The following is a 17,202-nucleotide window of genomic DNA, read 5'->3' as shown; positions in this document are numbered from 1 at the left end:
TACTCCTCTTTTGAAAGCTTCCTTATTACTAAATTAGACCCCTCAATAAAAAAACAATAAACTAGAGCTATCCAAAATTTACGAAGTAATCAACCTTTTGTATTACTTAGATGGTAATAACTTTAAAAGGTTGCGTTAAATAATTATTTTTTTAACGCAACCTTTTTTATAAACCTGAATCTTACTTAAACAAATGCATTAAATTTATAACTCGACAGGCTAAATTAGTAAGACATAGAACAACTTATTGAACAATGCAAACAACATGATGCTAAAGCCCAAGCTGCGCTTTACAGGAGACTTGCGCCCATACTTTTAGGAGTTTGTATGAAATATTGTAAAAATAAAGCCAATGCCGAGGACTTATTTCAGGAGTCATTTATTATAATTTTTAAAAAAATCCATCAATTTAAACATCATGGATCTTTTGAAGGCTGGGCTAAACGAATTACAATTAATACCATTTTAAGTCATTTTAGAAAGAAAATGCTTACTGAGCCTATTGACGAAGAGAAAATTGAAACTATTGAAGATGAAGCTGATTTTGAACCCACTAATTTCTCGTTAGATACGCTATTGACATTAATACACAAACTTCCTGATCAATACAGGTTAGTATTTAACATGTACGTATTGGATGAATTTTCTCATCAGGAAATTGCTGAAGCCTTGCAAATTTCATTGGGTACATCAAAATCAAATTTATCAAGAGCCAGAGCTATTTTAAAAAAGGAATTAGTGATTTTAAAACAACAAAAACAGATGATTAATGGGTGAAAAAAAGCCACATATAGATGCAATTTTTAAGGATAAACTTCAAGATTTTGAAGCTATACCTAATGCCATTTTGTGGAAAGAAATTTCAAAAAACATTCCTAAAAAAAGGAAAAAGAATAACCGATTATTCTTTTTGCTTTTCCCTGCTGGTATTGCTGCTTCTGTACTCTTATTTTTTATGCTTACTACCATATCAAATACTAAAAATGAAGGTATAAAAACAAAAACCATTGTATTTGAAGACACTCCTTGTCCTGTCAACATCACTGACAAAAATACCCAAACTATAGTTAGCACAAGTAAAAATTCAGGTACTTTAAATACTACCTCAAAAGCTCCTAACAATACCGAAAATAGGATGCACCAAATTATAAAAAAGAATCGTTTTTCTTCACCGTTAAACGGGAATAGTAACAATTACATTAATAAAAATGAAATAGTTGGTACTTTAAATTCAGCTAAAGAATCTTTAAAAAATAGGGAGAACCTTTCTAAAAGCGAGCATTCTAACTCGGTTGCTGCAACAACTGAAGATAACGCCTTAGTTGGTATGCAAAAACATCATGTAAAAGTTAGCAGTAAAAAAAACGAAAAACCTTCAAAAAATTTAGCGGATCACTATACTGAAAAAGCTTCAAATGATGCTTTGACTCAACTTTTAGCTTCATCAAATCAAGAAGAAAATGATTCAAATACAACACCAAAACAGGACAAGAATTGGACAATTCAGCCTCAAATTGCGCCGCTTACTTACAATTCCATTTCAGGAGGGTCACCAATTAATAACAATTTTTCAGAAAATCCGCAATCCTATGATGCTGCGCTTAGCTACGGCATTCGAATTGCCTATCAACTTACTAATAAACTTCAAATTCGAACTGGTATTAGTACGGCATCTATCAATTTAGCTACAGATAATATTTTAGCTACTAGTTTAGCCAGCAGCAATCAAGCCATATTATTTAATAATTCGGACCAAGTAAGCGCATTATTAAATACCAATAATTTAGGCAACCCCGAAACTCCAACAAATAGTGAGCGTCCTACTTCTGAAGAGCTTGAAAATGCAGACATTCCAACACCTGACTTTAACAATCCCGAAACTGATCCAATAGTTTCCGATACTGATGACCGGCGTAACCTGCAAAGTGGTACGCTACAACAGCAAATTGATTATGTTGAAATTCCTTTTGAAATAGCCTACAAACTATTGGACAAAAAAATTGGTATTTCGCTCATTGGAGGGGTAAGCTCTTTTATTTTAAACCAAAAAAATAATAAAATTTCATTTGAAAACAATGCTGCTGCAACCGCTATCGGTCAAGCTAGAAACTTAAATAACACCAGTTTTAGTAGTAATTTTGGTATTGGATTAGATTATGAAATTACTCCAAAAATTAAATTTAGTGTGGAGCCTATTTTTAAATTACAATTAAATGCCTTTGATAACAATACCGATTTTGATCCCTATTTATTTGGTATTTATAGTGGTATAAAATTTAATTTATAGTGTATAAGCCGCATACAGCTTCAAATGATTTCCGCCATAGGATGTGGAGAATAAGAATAGTATTAAAAGATATTTATTCATGCTTCTGAACTATAACAAATTAGTTATCCATACATTTTTATACCATTAGCGGTACGTAAAAATATGCTAATCAATATGCAAATTTGTTCAGATGTTACATAAAAACATAACGAAGAAATCGTTATGACATATGCCATCATTTAACGCTATTTTGTAATTTAGAAGCTTAAAAAATTGAATGCTTTCTGTACAGTCCATTTCTTATGCCTATCACCAAACAAATGTTATAGATTCCATCAGTTTTACTGCAAAAAAAGGAACACACATTACCCTTATGGGCGAAAGCGGATGTGGGAAAAGTACGTTACTTAAAGCTATTTATGGACTGCTTACACTTACTAAGGGAAAAATCAGTTATAATGCTATGGAGTTATTAGGTCCAGAACATCATTTAGTGCCTGGCCACCCTTTTATGAAATACCTGGCTCAGGAATTTGATTTAATGCCCTTTACCTCTGCCGCAGACAATATTGGCGATTTTTTATCTAACTTTTACCCCAATCAAAAACAAAAACGCATTAATGAACTGCTGGAAATAGTTGGCATGACTGAATTTGCCAAAACGCATGTCCGTTATTTAAGCGGTGGCCAAAAGCAACGAGTGGCATTAGCACGTGTACTAGCCAAGGAGCCTGAAGTTTTATTACTAGATGAACCTTTTAGCCAAATTGATAACTTTAAAAAAACGAACTTCGTTACCGTTTGTTTACCTATTTAAAAAAGCAAAAAATTACCTGTATTACAGCTACACACGATAAAAACGATGCCTTAGCTTTTGCAAATAAAATCATCGTTATTAAACAAGGCAAACAGCTATCAGCACGTAGTCCGCAAGAAATGTTTGCCAACCCAACAGATCAATATTCGGCTTCGTTACTTTCGGAAATTAATATAGTACCACTAACTTTTTTTTACCCTGTCGGAGAAGAAAAGAATATTCTGCTTTATCCACACGAAATTGAACTAGCACAAAAAAATTCGGTAAACGCCACCGTAACCGATGCTTTATTTATGGGTACTTATTTTTTAATAAAAGCAATGGTCAATGATTATGCTATTGTTTTTCAACATGCTACTTATATTGCAAAAGCAACCATAGTTGGAATTTCTGTTAAAAAAAACGTTATTGAACAACGTATGAAATTGTAAGTTTGCGACCCTAATCATCCTTTTAGTAGGTGGTTCGCTTACCATAAAATGGTATTATTGAGATGTGTTCAGTACTATTTTTTTGGTGCGCTTTTTTCAAAGATTCACCTTCCATATTAATTCGGTTTTAAAGATCTATTAGCCTCGACAACTTAACGAACAAATTAGCCAGGCCAATAAAAATAACCGTGGCACTACGGTAAACAGCACCCGAGAAGAGGTGCGTTTATTTAAAAACGTAATTCAATCATATAATCAATTAAAAACGGCTTTACAAAAGTGGGAAATCAACTATGCCCTCAAGACGTCAACCACAGGAACCTTATCTTTTTTAAATCATTGGAGCATCAGTCAAAGTGTGACTAAGGGTGATTTTATGTTTACGGTGATTCCTGAAAAAAATAAAGATTATGTAGTTAAACTGAAAGCACCACTAGTAAATTCTGGCATAATCAAAAAAGGACAACGCATCAATATCAACTTGGAAAACTACCCCGAGCAAAAATTTGGAATGCTCATTGGAAAAATAAAACGCATATCATTAGTGCCCGATGCTAACGGACAATACATAATTGATGCTTCATTGCCTAACAAACTAGTAACAAGCTATAATAAATCCCTCGATTTTAAACAAGAAATGAGCGGCAGTGCCGAAATCATTACCGAAGACCTCAGACTCATTGAACGCTTCTTTTATCAGCTTCGGAAAGCGTTTGATAGATCATAATTTCAACTCACCTCAACAATCTCAGTAGACTTCCCTCTAAAAACAAAATGATCTCCTTTCTTTTTTCCTAATAAAAGTTGACCAATAGGGGATTGCATGGATATGGCATACACGGTTGTACCATCAACTAATAGTTCTCCCGCAGAAATACTAATATAATAACGCATGGTATCCGTAACCACATAACTCCCTAAGGATATCAACTCCATAGATTTATCCCACTGTAATTTCTTTAAAGTAGCTTCTAAACGCTCCACTTCCTTTAATTGATTTCCTGCTTTTTCACGCTCCAATTGTAACATAGCTCGTCCAGTTTCATGTTTGTCCCCTGCAGTACTTTTACTTTCTGAAGTCATTGAAGTGTGAATTTCGTCAATAATCCGCTGAATAGTATTTCGTTTATTCAAAACAAATTGTGCACACTGGTTATATAGTTCTTGCTTCAGCTTAGTCATAAATGCATACTAATTTTTTAAACTCAACATAAACCCAGATGATGCGATAGAACAATATAATCTTAATAAGTTAGGCATGTTTATTGCAGAAAATTATAAGTTCAGAAAAATACATATATTAATCAAGTTAACCGCTATTGCCGAGAAACATATTTATGAAATATTTTTTACCTGCTTTGCTCATTTTTAGTCTTTCCTTTTTAAGTTGTAATCAGACCATCACTCCTATTGAAAAAATAGAAACAGCACCTACTGCTTCTAAATTACCACTAAATGATACTATTTCTTCTGCGACAGCAATACCCCCTATTAAAATTAAAAATTTAGCTAGTGTTTCCGATACTTCTTTTATTAAAATTACTGATTATAACTCAAATTTTTTTTACGATTTACGCTATGCTACCCACAATAATTTTTTAAAAGAAAAAGTGTATAACTGTGGCGAATGTTACACCAGAGCCAAAACTGCTAAAGCATTAATAAAAGCCAATAACTTTTTGATGAAAAAGGGATTTAAAATTAAGTTTTTTGACTGTTACCGGCCTAATTCGGTACAATACAAAATGTGGAAAATTATGCCAAATCCGCAATATGTAGCTAACCCCAAAAAAGGCTCCATACATAACAAAGGAGGTGCTGTTGATATTACGTTAACTGACCTAAACGGAAAAGAAGTAGATATGGGTACTGATTTTGATTTTTTTGGCTGGAAAGCGTATCACACCAATATTACATTACCAAAAAAAGTACTAGAAAACAGAAAACTACTAAAAACAACCATGGAACGCTTTGGTTTTTGGTCCATACGTACTGAATGGTGGCACTACAATTTAAAAGGGACGAGTCATTTTAAAATCGCAAATTTTGAATGGAATTGTTCCGACTAGTTGCCGTTTTAATTGCTGCTAATAAGTTTATAAATATTTCTCTTCTTATATGATCGATTTAAAAACCATTTTGGATAGGTGATTTAACATCGGAAACGGTATTACTCTCTTTTCGTAAATTTTATAAGACCTAAGCATAACAAAAATAATCATACAAAAAAAGCCTTCTGAATTAACAGAAGGCTCTTATGTTATTACAACTTTATTTATTCAATAATTAATTTTTTAACTAATGTATTAGGAAACTTCACAAAATAAATTCCGCTTACAAGATTTGAAACATCTATTGTATCTTCTTGATTTGTATTAATTTCTTCTTCTTCTTCTGCTTCTTCTTCTGCTGCTGCTGCTGCTGCTTGCAAACCGCCCGTAGCATCGTAAATTTTTATTTTAGCTACTGGGTTTGTAATATCTTTATAAAAAATTGATACAACCTCTTTTGCTGGATTTGGATAAATTTTAATTGTATTTACCAATGCTTCATTTTCGCTAATTAATTGTTTAGCCCCAGTTCCATTTAATGGAGAAATTTTCCAGATACCAAAATCATTCGGCTCTTTAATTGATCTTGTCTTTCCATCAGCGTTAAATTTTTTATGAAAGTTTAATTTAGGTTCTGTTTCACTAAAAAGCACGGATTGTTTTTCGTTTGCTGCTGGTAGAATTTTAAATTCTCCTTCGTTAGGACCCTTTCTTAAAATCCACCTTGGAATTTCTTTTTCTTGATCTGCAAGAAATGGAAATACATTTTCCTCCGTTTCTTCTTTAATATCAGTTTCAGTATACCCTTTATGAATTTCTAAATATTTGCCTGTTTCAACATTTTTTATGTAATAGTAGTACGGGGTACCCAAGTGAACTCCCATTGCACAGAACTATCATCAGTATCTTTAGTTATCAATGAATTTCCAGTAGGTGATGAAGCTAATTTTTGATTAGATCCGAGATTGATTAGCTCATAATTCCCTGTTTCTCTTAATGGTACTGGATTTGGAATAGCATTTAAAATTAATTTTCCCGAAACAAATTGGTCTGCATCTATATTAATATTTGACTCATCAACTTCAGGTACATTCAACTGACAATTTTTTTCCAAAATTTCTAATCCTTTGTTTCCAGTTATTGTAATTAATCTTGAAACAAATTCTTGATTTTCATCAATTTCCTCTCCAACTTTATTCCTGTTTTCATACCACAAGAAATCTATTACACTAGTTCCAAAAGGAATAGCTTTCGATAAGTCATTATCTGTAATTGTCACTTTATTAGGAGCAAAACCATTTACTAAAAAATTATATTCTCCTGTTACTACATTATCACTTATTGTTATATCGTTAACGGCTTGTAATTCGCTATCTAAAATAACAATTCTGGATCTTTCAAATTCTCTTTCAGGATCAGTTGGTTTAGCATTACATTCAAAATTATTTCCTGAAATAACTATAGCGTTTGAAAATTCTTCAGCATGAATTAAGTCTACTACTGCAGTATTATCTATAAATTTATTATTTAAGATATTCACATTACTTACCCTTGATAAAGCTACTCCCGTATTAAGAAACTCACAGTTTTCAACAGTAGTACCGTCACCACTCCATACCACTGGGTATTCTGTATTTCCAGCATCTAATGAAATGCCTCGTGCGTCAAAATTAAAGTCTCCAGATTCATCATTTTCAGATGGGACAAACTTACATTTTGAAAAAGTTACTTTTTTCATTCCATCAGCTCTAGCCCTTCTATCATTTATATAACCAATTCTTCCGTAATTCAAAAAAGATACATTTGTTATTGTTGCTTCCATTCCATTTGCTGCAAAACAGCTATAGAAGCCTCCATCTAACTCGATATTTGTTAGCTCAATACCGGTATACTGATCATCGGCTACAAAACCTGGATTGGAAAAATTTTCTTCATATCTATCAGATCGACCATCGATTAATATGCCTTTTAAATCATCTCTTGAAATTTTTAGATCTTTAAATTTCACATTATTTGATCGTATTCTTAAAGAACCTACATTGGTTAAACTTGTTGTAATTTGTGATGCACCAATGGTATCTTTATCAATATTATTGACAACTACTTCTTGAAAGGTTAACTCTTTATCTATCTCAAGAACTAGATCATTCAGATCATATTCATTTTCTTTACCATTTCCATCTCCATTAAAAAATATGGTATCGCCATCGCAGGCATTTTTTACAAGTTCTACAAGTTCATTTGTAGTTTGATTGCTTGAAAATTTAATGGATTTGGACTAGGGCAAACTTGTTGTGCATTTGCAACGTTAAAAAACAAAGCTGACGCCGAAATGATTAATGATTTAACAGGCGACTTTTTTAGCCTACTTGTTTCTAAATTTAATTTAAACATAATTTTGAATATTTTTTTAATTCATAAAAGCTATTGAAAAAGCCATGATGTTATGCTAAAAATCTATCAAAATAGGTATGATTAATCAATTAAATCGATATAAATAGGTGCATTAAAATTGTTTCATAGTGTGTAAAAAGTGTGTATTTATAAATAATTACTATTATGAATTGTTATTGATTTACGTTAAAAAGAACATTCAGAGTTAAAATAACAAAAACCCCCTAAAATTTAGGAGGTCTTTTAACGTTGGCTAACACTTATTATTCACAACATTTGTACTATGCTACTGAACTAATAATTTTTTAACTTTTCCATTGGATGCTTTTACAAAATATACACCTGATGTCAAGTTAGAAATATCTAAAGCTGTGTTAGAATGAGAGTTAATCTGATCAGTCATTACCAACCCTCCAATGGCATTAAAAATTTCAACACTCATCACTGGTTGGTTGTCGTCTTCATAATATATTGTCACAATATCATTTGCAGGGTTTGGATACATTTCCATTCCTAAAATACCCTGGTTATCTGCAAGGGTTAGTTGCTTAGCACCTGAAGAAACAGCACTTGGATTTATCCACCATTTGCCATAATCATTAGGCTCCTTGATCGATCTTGTGGCATCGCTATTAAATTTTTTATGTTTGATAAGTTTAGGATACGTATTGTTTTCTAACGAAAGTACTGATTGCTTTTCATTGCCCGCTGGTAAAATTTTAAATAAACCAGTATAACTTGTTTTTCTCAAAATCCATTTTGGCTTATCACTACCTGCATAATTAAGGAATGGGTATACCGTTTCAGGCTTATTCTCTTTAATTTCCGTTTCAGTATATCCTTTGTGTGTTTCCAAATACATACCAGTATCTACATTTTTAATATGGTAATAATATGGTGGAACCCATTCAAATTCCCATTTTACTGAGTTGTTACTAACGCCTTGCTTGGTAACCAAACCATAACTACCCGCTCCATTAGAAGCTAACTTTTTATTAATATTTCCCGCGTTTACAATTTCATAAACACCACTACTTCTTAAGGCAGTAGGATTGTCTATAGCATTCAATAATACTTTGCCACTACCAAACTGAGCGTTGTGAATAGTAATTGCTCCACCACTTTTAGGAACATTAATTCGGCATTCTTTATTCCAGTTTTTAAAGCCAGTATTTCCTGTTATTGTAATTGCTCTTGAGGTAAATTCTTGATTATCATCAATACCTTCACCTGTCTTAAACCTATTTTCGTAATATCTAAAATCAATATAACTTTTCCCGAAAGGGAAACCTTTTGACAAATTGTTATTTTTAATAGTGATGTTTGTTGGTGCATATCCGTTTACAAAAAAGTTATACTCCCCCGTTACTATATTATTGTTAATCGTAATGTTTGTCACTGCTTGCAATTCACTATCTAAAGTAATGATTCTACTTCGCTCGTACTGTCGGTCACCTGATGGCTTAGCGTTACATTCAAATGTGTTTCCTTTAATGGTGAAATCATTTGAGAATTCTTCGATATGAATCATATCCACTAGCGCCGCATCATCTGAAAACTTATTGTTTTCAACTACTATATTTTTAATTCTGGAAAACGCCACACCTGTATTCACAAATTCACACGCTTTAATATAAGACCCATTACCACTCCAAACCACAGGGTATGAGGTGTTTCCTGCATCTAAGGAAATTCCTCTTGAATCAAATCCGAAATCGCCTGTTGGTGGTAATGGCTCAAATTTACATTTAGTAAAAGTCACTTTTTTCATACCGTTAACACGAGTTCTACGATCATTAATATATCCAATTCTTCCAAAATCAGAAAAAGAAACGTTTGTAAAATCTGCTTGCATTCCATTACCTGAAAAACAGCTATAAAAACCACCAATTAATGCAACATTTGTGAATTCGATACCTTCGTATTGGTCATTAGCAGTATAACCTGGGTTAGTAAAATTAGCATTGTAGCGTTCCGATCGTGCATCAATAAGTACTACCTCATTGTTTACTGCCGTAATTTTTATATTATTAAACTTAACGTTATTTGAGCGAATTTGAAATGAAACCACATTGGTTAAGTTCGTTACCACTCCTGAATGACCTGTAGCACTAGGCGTGTACATGCCTGAATAGGCACCTTGAAAAGTGATCCCTTTATTTACCAGAATTGGTGGACCGCTCATATCGTAATCATTCCCTTCGCCTCCATCAATAAAATAAATTAAATCACCTTCGGATGCATTATTAATTAGAGATTGAAGCACATTACGACCTTGGGTTTTATTTATGTACCAAGTTTTAGCAACCGCTGTATTAAAGAAAAGTAAAAATGAAATTAAAAATAATGGGTGGGCAAACAGCTTTCTTGTGCTATTAACCGAAAACGTTGTAGTAACTTGAGGCATATACTTAGTATTTTGGGATTATTGTTATGCAAACATAATAAAAATGATTAAATTGTAAAAAAAATCTTACTAATTTTAATTTAAAATGATATTCTTTGCACACGTTTTATTGTGATAAAAGATTGATTTAATCAATAAAAACAGGTGACTCAATGAGTATTTATAATCAATATAAATTATTTATAAAAGTAAAAAAAACAGGATTAAATGTAGTTTACAAAACTTAATCCTACAGTAATTACCTAATTTTCTTCATATTATGTGATAAAAGGGAGTGTTAAATTTTACTTTTTGTTATAATAACAATATGTAACTTTGTTTTACTTAAAATTGACTTTTATGGCAACACAAGCACCTTTTAACCTCAATAAATGGATTGCGGAAAATAGAGAATTATTAAAACCCCCTGTAGGAAATAAAAATTTGTATAAGGATGCAGGTGATTATATTGTGATGATTGTTGCAGGCCCAAACGCCCGAAAAGATTACCATTACAACGAAACTGAAGAGTTATTTTACCAGTTGGAAGGTACAATTGAGGTTCATATTCAGGAAAATAATCAAAAAAGAACCATGAAGTTAGGTCCTGGGGATATGTATTTGCATCCCGCAAAGGTACCTCATTCTCCAGTTAGGCATGAAGGTTCAATCGGATTGGTTATTGAACGAAAACGAAAAGAGCTTCCCATGGAAGATGGTTTATTATGGTTTTGTGATCATTGCAACACTAAACTACATGAAGTGTATTTTAAACTTGAAGACATTGAAGTTGATTTTTTAAAACATTTCAAAAATTTCTATGAAAATGAAACACTACGTACCTGTAACAATTGCAATAAAATAATACCTGTTGATAATCGATTTGTAAAAAAATAATGACTACTACTGAAATACTAGAACACCTCCACAATTTAGAAATTACCTCCTCAGAAAAAGGAACTGCTTACGGCAGCCAATTTTTATCAGGTACCGATTTAATTACTTCTTATTCTCCTGTTAACGGAAATCTTATAAGCAACATTGAATGCACTTCTAGCGAAAGCTATAAAAAAGTGATTGAAAAAGCCGAACAAGCATTTGTAAAGTGGCGCACCATTCCTGCACCAAAACGCGGAGATTTAGTACGGCAATTTGGCGATGCTTTGCGCGAAAAAAAGCAAGATTTAGGGGTGCTAGTAGCTTACGAAATGGGGAAATCACTCCAGGAAGGTTTGGGTGAGGTTCAGGAAATGATTGACATTTGTGATTTTGCCGTGGGGCTATCTCGTCAATTACACGGTTTGACAATGCATTCCGAAAGGCCTGAACATCGAATGTACGAGCAGTACCATCCTTTAGGTATTGTTGGTATTATTTCTGCCTTTAATTTTCCTGTAGCCGTTTGGGCGTGGAATACGGCGTTAGCTTGGATTTGTGGTAATGTTACTGTTTGGAAACCATCGGAAAAAACACCTTTATGCGCTATAGCCTGCCAAAAAATTATTGCACAAGTACTTGACAAAAATCAGTTGCCAGGCGCTATTTCATGCTTGCTTACTGGAGGTGCAAAATTTGGTAAATTGCTTGCTAACGATAACCGTGTTGCTTTGGTTTCAGCTACCGGCTCCACCAAAATGGGCAAAAGCGTAGCTACATCTGTTGCTGCCCGACTAGGAAAGTCATTATTAGAGCTTGGCGGTAATAATGCGATGATTATTACTCCTAATGCCAATTTGCAGCTTGCCCTTACGGGTCTTGTTTTTGGAGCTGTTGGAACAGCGGGTCAACGTTGTACTACTACGCGTAGGCTAATTGTACATGAGGATATTTTAAATTCCGTTATTGAAAAATTAACCGCTGCTTATGCGCAACTTAAAATAGGGTCGCCATTGGACGAAAAAAATCATATGGGACCATTAATTGATACGGATGCTGTAAAAAATTACGCCACCACTTTAAGCGAAGCAAAAAAACAAGGCGCCACCCCAATTGTTGAAGGTGAAGTGTTAACGAATAAAACCTATGCAAGTGATTGTTATGTAAGTCCTGCTATTTATTTAGCAAACAATGATATGGCTATAGTTCAAAAGGAGACATTTGCACCAATTTTATATATGATTCCCTATAGTGGTTCAATTACCAATGCTATTGCTATCCAAAATAACGTACCCCAAGGCTTATCATCCACTATAATGAGCGAAAATATACGCGAAACAGAACTATTTCTTTCGGCTCAGGGATCGGATTGCGGAATTGCAAATGTAAACATTGGAACATCGGGCGCTGAAATCGGCGGAGCCTTTGGTGGTGAAAAAGAAACTGGAGGGGGTAGGGAATCAGGTTCCGATGCTTGGAAAGCATACATGCGCCGACAAACAAATACAATTAATTATTCTACTGAATTACCTTTGGCGCAAGGAATAAAATTTAACATATAATTACATGATTTACAGGCAATAACGGTTTTTTTTGCTAAAAACATATAGTATTATAACGGAATAAAACTCAATAAATCGGCGGTTTGCTACAAAAAGCAGTACTTTTTAACGAAATTATTTGCTCTTTGTGTGTTTTTATAAACATTTTATCGATTAAACCAGCTAAAACAACAAGACTATTAAAAATTTAGGCGATTAATTATTAACTTGATGATAATTAATTAACTAATAACATAACTCATGTCAAAAAAAAGTCTTTACTTTTTGGGCATACTACTAACCGCAATTTTAGGTGCGTATTTCAACTGGATGTTTTGTTGCCCTCCTGATGGCAAAACGGACACTAAAACACCCGCAGTTGCACCTGTAGTAAAGCCCACAACTCCTTCGCCAACCTCATACGGCTTAACTTTTAACGACAATTCAGGTTTTAATTATGCCGTTAATGACAATTTTAATTTTGAAAAATCTGATTTCTCAATTTTAAAACCTATTTCATCAAAAGTTGATGATGGTGTGCTTAAATTAAAAGATTACTTAGTATCAAATCCTAGTAAGGTTATTGATATTACTGGATATTTTAAAAGTACCGAAGAAAATACTTCCGCATATCCAAATTTAGGGCTAGCACGCGCTAATGCAGTTAAAAACTACTTGATTGCACAAGGAATCTCGTCAAAACAAATAAACACTTTTGGCAAGTTAGAAGATAGTATGATTCCTGATGGTAATGTTTTTAAAGGTCCTGTAGCATTTGGTTTTGAAACTATGGATTTAAGTGACGAAGGCTCTAAAAAAGCAGCTGAAGAATTAGAGGCTATGCATCAAGAAATTATGGCGCATCCATTAGAGCTCCACTTTGCAACAAATTCAAGCAGCATAAAGCTTACTAGTGAGCAAAGACAAGAAATGGCAGATATTGCTAAATATTTAGATAAAGTTGATGATGCTAAAGTATTAGTTGTTGGGCATACTGACAACACGGGTAATGCTGAAGCTAATATGGAACTTGGATTAAACCGCGCCAATACGATTAAACAGTATTTGGTTCGCAATCAAATTTTACCAAGTAAAATTGAAACGCTTAGTAAAGGACAAAATCAACCAATTGCGTCTAACGAAACACCTGTTGGTCGCGCCAAAAACAGACGTGTTATGGTAACACTTAAATAAACTAATTAACAAATTTAAAAATATAGACATATGAATCCATGTATAATCATTCCAATAATTGCTGCATTAGTTGGCGCTTTATTAGGGTGGCTATTGCGCCATTTAACTTGTAACTGCGATGACGATTTAAAAGAAATTGAAAGACTTAGGGATAAAAACAGAAAATTAGAAGCGGAATTACAAGCTTGTTTGTCCGATAAAGAAAAAGCCATTTCATTACAATCAAACCAACCTATTGCAAATACCACCACAAGTAGTTTTGCAGCACATAGCTTGGAGACTAGCGAAATTGAAGTGGAGCCTAACCTGAGTTTTGATGCTGCTTTAGCAAAATCTATTTTCGGTAAAAAAGTAATTGCCGATGATCTGAAGGTTGTTGAAGGTATCGGTCCAAAAATTTCCGATCTTTTTAATGAAAACGGCGTAACTACTTGGTATCAATTAAGTAAAACTAGTGTAGAACGTTGTCAAGAAATTTTAAATATAGGAGGAAAACGCTTTGAAATTCATAAACCTACTACTTGGCCTAAACAAGCTGGCTTGGCATTTGAAGGAAAGTGGCAGGAACTTAAAGAGCTCCAAGATTATTTGGATGGAGGTAAAGAGCGTTAAGTATACATAGAAAATACTATATATAATTGGGCTTTCAAAATTAGTCGAAAGCCCTTTTTGCAACTGATTTTGTAATTTACAAAATTGATTAGCATCACAAAAAATGCCGCTTTATCTGAACAAAGCGGCATTTAATACAACAATATAACTAACTAAAAATAAACTAACATCTTACTTAAATCAAAGAGTGTGCCAAACGCCAATTTGCATATGACAAGATGTACGAAAACGACTGATTAGGGCTTCAAAATATGACTTAAACTATCATTCAATTAAAATAAACACTACTGAACTGAAATTAAGTCGTTAAAAATGTAACCTTAGCGATTCTTTTCTTTTGTATAGAATTACATATTTTTGCAGCGTAATTATTAACTATGAACAATACTATTCATTTCGCCGTTATTGGCGGAGGTAGCTGGGCAACGGCTATTGTAAAAATGCTTTGCGAAAATGTAACCACTCTAAGTTGGTATATGCGTAATGAAGAAGCGATTGATCATATAAATAACCACGACCACAACCCTAATTACCTAAGTTCTGTTGAGTTACATTCAGAAAAACTTAATATTAGTTCCGATATTAATACCGTTATTGAAAAGGCGGATTATATTATTTTTGCTATTCCATCTGCTTTTTTGCATAGCGAATTACAAAAATTGAGGGTAGCTATTACCGATAAAGTAATTTTTTCGGCAATTAAAGGAATAGTACCTGAAACCAGTCTTATTGTAGGTGAACACTTTCATGATTTTTACAAAATTCCGTTTGAAAACATTGGTGTTATTACAGGTCCTTGCCATGCAGAGGAAGTTGCGCTTGAAAAATTATCTTATTTAACCATAGCGTGTAGCGATAAAGATAAAGCCTGTGTGGTTGCAGCTCATTTGAAAAGTGACTACATAAAATGCACTACTAGCGATGATATTATTGGAACAGAATACGCTGCTGTATTAAAAAATATATACTCCATTGCAGCTGGTATAGCACACGGTTTAGGGTATGGCGATAATTTTCAAAGTGTTTTAATGAGTAATGCTATTCGCGAAATGAAGCGCTTTATTAAAAAGCGTCATAAAATGAAGCGAAATATAAATAATTCGGCTTATTTAGGTGATTTGTTAGTTACAGGGTATTCCATTTTTTCGCGCAACCGCATGTTTGGTAATATGATTGGGAAAGGGTATACCGTAAAAAGTGCCATGATGGAAATGAACATGGTTGCCGAAGGGTACTATGCTACTAAAAGTGCCTACAAGTTAAATAAAAACGATACGCGCACTCCAATTATAAACGCTGTTTACGAAATCCTTTACGAAAATAAAAACCCTAAAAGGATATTCAACAAATTAACGGAAAGGTTGGATTAAATGAGCTCAAACATCTTTCCAGGTAAGGGGCTTAATATTCCTTTTAGTTCCAAGGTTAAAAGCATTCCTGCCAATTGATAGGTGGGCAAGTTGCAATGCAAGGCAATATTATCCAAATCTTGCCTGCCTTCCTTTTTTAAAAAATCATACACCCGTTGTTCATTGGTGTTTAACTGAATAAACAATTCCTTTTGTACGGGCGCTTTTTTTAACGTTTCCTTTTTTAAATTTAAAATATACACCAAATCTGCTACACTGGTAAGCATATGCGCCTGCTGGGTTTTGATCAGCATGTTACAGCCTTTACTGTAAGGGTCAGTGGTTTTACCAGGTACAGCAAATACATCTCTAAAATAAGAATTGGCGATTTGAGCGGTCACTAGTGACCCCCCTTTATCCGCACTTTCGATAACTATGGTTGCTTTTGATAATCCTGCTATAATTCGATTTCTCCTTAAAAAGTTTTGTGGGTTAAAAGCATCTGTACTCCAAAAGTCAGTAAAAAAACCTCCGTTTGCCTCCATGGCAGCCATATATTGTTTATGAGTTTTGGGATATATTTGATTTAACCCATGCGCTAAACACGCTACTGTTTGTAATTTATTTTCTAATGCTGCTTTATGGGCAGTAATATCCACACCATAAGCAAAACCTGAAACAATTACTGGGTTGAACATGGCTAATTCAGCTATTAATTCCTCACAAAATTGCGCTCCGTAACGGGTTATTTTACGCGTTCCTACCACACTTAAAACAAGTTGATCTTTAAGTTTTATCGCTCCTGAACCAAACAAAACCACAGGGCCATCAATACATTGCGATAAATGTACAGGGTAATCCTTATCCCGATAGGTGATTGCTTGGATATTGTTTTTATGGATGAAAACACGTTCTTTTTCCGCTGCTTTTAAGTGTCCCTCATCATGTATAGATGTTACTTTTGCCTGACCTATTCCATCAATTTTTAACAGGTTGGATTTTTTTTCCTTCAAAACACCAATGGCGCTTCCTACCGTCTGAATCAGCTTTTTTATAGAGGCATCGCCCAAATTTGGCACGTGCTGTAAACAAAGTAAGGCGTCAAGTTCAGTCATAATTTAATGCAAAAAAATATTGAAACAATTTTTTAAAATTTACCATTAGCCTAATAGCAGCTTTAATGTTGAATTACTCATTTTAAATGTTTTTTTCCCTCATGCCAATTCACAACTTTACATATATAACTGTACTTCGGTTTCATTCTAAGTAGAAAAAATTACCT

Annotated in this window: 16 protein-coding genes; 11 read left to right on the top strand and 5 right to left on the bottom strand. The window is 33.6% G+C overall.

Going from position 1 to position 17,202, the window contains the following annotated elements; all coding sequences use genetic code 11:
* Nucleotides 1-234 precede the first annotated feature (234 nt).
* The 5 genes from GMC_RS0113690 (at nucleotide 235) to GMC_RS19985 (ending at nucleotide 4,244) form a co-directional block, all read left to right on the top strand.
* Nucleotides 235-777 carry an RNA polymerase sigma factor gene (locus tag GMC_RS0113690; protein ID WP_193361492.1) on the top strand — a complete coding sequence of 181 codons (543 nt, stop codon included), beginning with the start codon at nucleotides 235-237 and terminating at the stop codon, nucleotides 775-777.
* Nucleotides 770-2,287 carry a hypothetical protein gene (locus GMC_RS0113685; RefSeq protein ID WP_010522682.1) on the top strand — a complete coding sequence of 506 codons (1,518 nt, stop codon included), beginning with the start codon at nucleotides 770-772 and terminating at the stop codon, nucleotides 2,285-2,287. The genes GMC_RS0113690 and GMC_RS0113685 overlap by 8 nt, the downstream gene beginning before the upstream one ends.
* Nucleotides 2,288-2,546: 259 nt before the next feature.
* A complete protein-coding gene (locus GMC_RS22815; RefSeq protein WP_010522681.1) occupies nucleotides 2,547-3,086 on the top strand; it encodes an ABC transporter ATP-binding protein in 540 nt (179 codons plus the stop codon).
* The gene (locus tag GMC_RS22810) at nucleotides 3,071-3,517 is read left to right on the top strand and encodes a hypothetical protein (RefSeq protein WP_010522680.1); all 447 of its coding nucleotides are present in this window, start codon (nucleotides 3,071-3,073) and stop codon (nucleotides 3,515-3,517) included. The genes GMC_RS22815 and GMC_RS22810 overlap by 16 nt, the downstream gene beginning before the upstream one ends.
* A 220-nt stretch (nucleotides 3,518-3,737) precedes the next feature.
* The gene (locus tag GMC_RS19985) at nucleotides 3,738-4,244 is read left to right on the top strand and encodes an HlyD family secretion protein (protein ID WP_010522679.1); all 507 of its coding nucleotides are present in this window, start codon (nucleotides 3,738-3,740) and stop codon (nucleotides 4,242-4,244) included.
* A gap of 2 nt (nucleotides 4,245-4,246) precedes the next feature.
* Here GMC_RS19985 and GMC_RS0113665 read toward each other — a convergent pair whose 3' ends face one another.
* Nucleotides 4,247-4,699 carry a GreA/GreB family elongation factor gene (locus tag GMC_RS0113665; RefSeq protein ID WP_010522678.1) on the bottom strand — a complete coding sequence of 151 codons (453 nt, stop codon included), beginning with the start codon at nucleotides 4,697-4,699 and terminating at the stop codon, nucleotides 4,247-4,249.
* A gap of 155 nt (nucleotides 4,700-4,854) precedes the next feature.
* On the opposite strand from GMC_RS0113665, the gene GMC_RS0113660 reads away from it, so the two are divergent.
* Nucleotides 4,855-5,586, top strand: a complete 732-nt coding sequence (locus tag GMC_RS0113660; RefSeq protein ID WP_010522677.1) for a M15 family metallopeptidase — start codon at nucleotides 4,855-4,857, stop codon at nucleotides 5,584-5,586.
* A gap of 206 nt (nucleotides 5,587-5,792) precedes the next feature.
* Here the strand turns inward: GMC_RS0113660 and GMC_RS20845 are convergent, their stop codons facing one another.
* From GMC_RS20845 to GMC_RS0113645, 3 genes are all read right to left on the bottom strand, one after another.
* Nucleotides 5,793-6,452: a T9SS type A sorting domain-containing protein gene (locus tag GMC_RS20845; protein WP_010522676.1), complete on the bottom strand. Its 660-nt coding sequence runs from the start codon at nucleotides 6,450-6,452 to the stop codon at nucleotides 5,793-5,795.
* The gene (locus GMC_RS20840) at nucleotides 6,413-7,576 is read right to left on the bottom strand and encodes a hypothetical protein (RefSeq protein WP_010522675.1); all 1,164 of its coding nucleotides are present in this window, start codon (nucleotides 7,574-7,576) and stop codon (nucleotides 6,413-6,415) included. Before GMC_RS20840 ends, GMC_RS20845 begins: the two co-directional genes overlap by 40 nt.
* A 672-nt stretch (nucleotides 7,577-8,248) precedes the next feature.
* A complete protein-coding gene (locus GMC_RS0113645) occupies nucleotides 8,249-10,369 on the bottom strand; it encodes a T9SS type A sorting domain-containing protein (RefSeq protein WP_010522674.1) in 2,121 nt (706 codons plus the stop codon).
* A gap of 339 nt (nucleotides 10,370-10,708) precedes the next feature.
* Here GMC_RS0113645 and GMC_RS0113640 point away from each other — a divergent pair, with 339 nt between their 5' ends.
* From GMC_RS0113640 to GMC_RS0113620, 5 genes are all read left to right on the top strand, one after another.
* Complete coding sequence (locus GMC_RS0113640; protein WP_010522673.1) at nucleotides 10,709-11,245, top strand: 3-hydroxyanthranilate 3,4-dioxygenase; 537 nt, start codon at nucleotides 10,709-10,711, stop codon at nucleotides 11,243-11,245.
* Entirely contained in the window at nucleotides 11,245-12,786 is a 1,542-nt protein-coding gene (amaB, locus tag GMC_RS0113635) for an L-piperidine-6-carboxylate dehydrogenase (protein ID WP_010522672.1), read from the top strand. The genes GMC_RS0113640 and amaB overlap by 1 nt, the downstream gene beginning before the upstream one ends.
* 240 nt (nucleotides 12,787-13,026) lie before the next feature.
* Complete coding sequence (locus GMC_RS0113630; protein ID WP_010522671.1) at nucleotides 13,027-13,959, top strand: OmpA family protein; 933 nt, start codon at nucleotides 13,027-13,029, stop codon at nucleotides 13,957-13,959.
* A 30-nt stretch (nucleotides 13,960-13,989) separates the two neighbouring features.
* Nucleotides 13,990-14,571, top strand: coding sequence for a helix-hairpin-helix domain-containing protein (locus tag GMC_RS0113625; protein ID WP_010522670.1), 582 nt, complete (start codon nucleotides 13,990-13,992; stop codon nucleotides 14,569-14,571).
* A 377-nt stretch (nucleotides 14,572-14,948) separates the two neighbouring features.
* Nucleotides 14,949-15,941 (top strand): NAD(P)H-dependent glycerol-3-phosphate dehydrogenase, encoded by a 993-nt coding sequence (locus GMC_RS0113620; RefSeq protein WP_010522669.1) that lies wholly within the window; start codon nucleotides 14,949-14,951, stop codon nucleotides 15,939-15,941.
* Here the strand turns inward: GMC_RS0113620 and dprA are convergent.
* Nucleotides 15,938-17,035 (bottom strand): DNA-processing protein DprA, encoded by a 1,098-nt coding sequence (gene dprA, locus GMC_RS0113615; RefSeq protein WP_010522668.1) that lies wholly within the window; start codon nucleotides 17,033-17,035, stop codon nucleotides 15,938-15,940. The genes GMC_RS0113620 and dprA overlap by 4 nt on opposite strands.
* Nucleotides 17,036-17,202 lie beyond the last annotated feature (167 nt).

The organism is Aquimarina agarivorans (assembly GCF_000218485.1).
Taxonomy (GTDB): Bacteria; Bacteroidota; Bacteroidia; order Flavobacteriales; family Flavobacteriaceae; genus Aquimarina; species Aquimarina agarivorans.
This window is presented reverse-complemented; position numbering and strand designations above follow the sequence as displayed.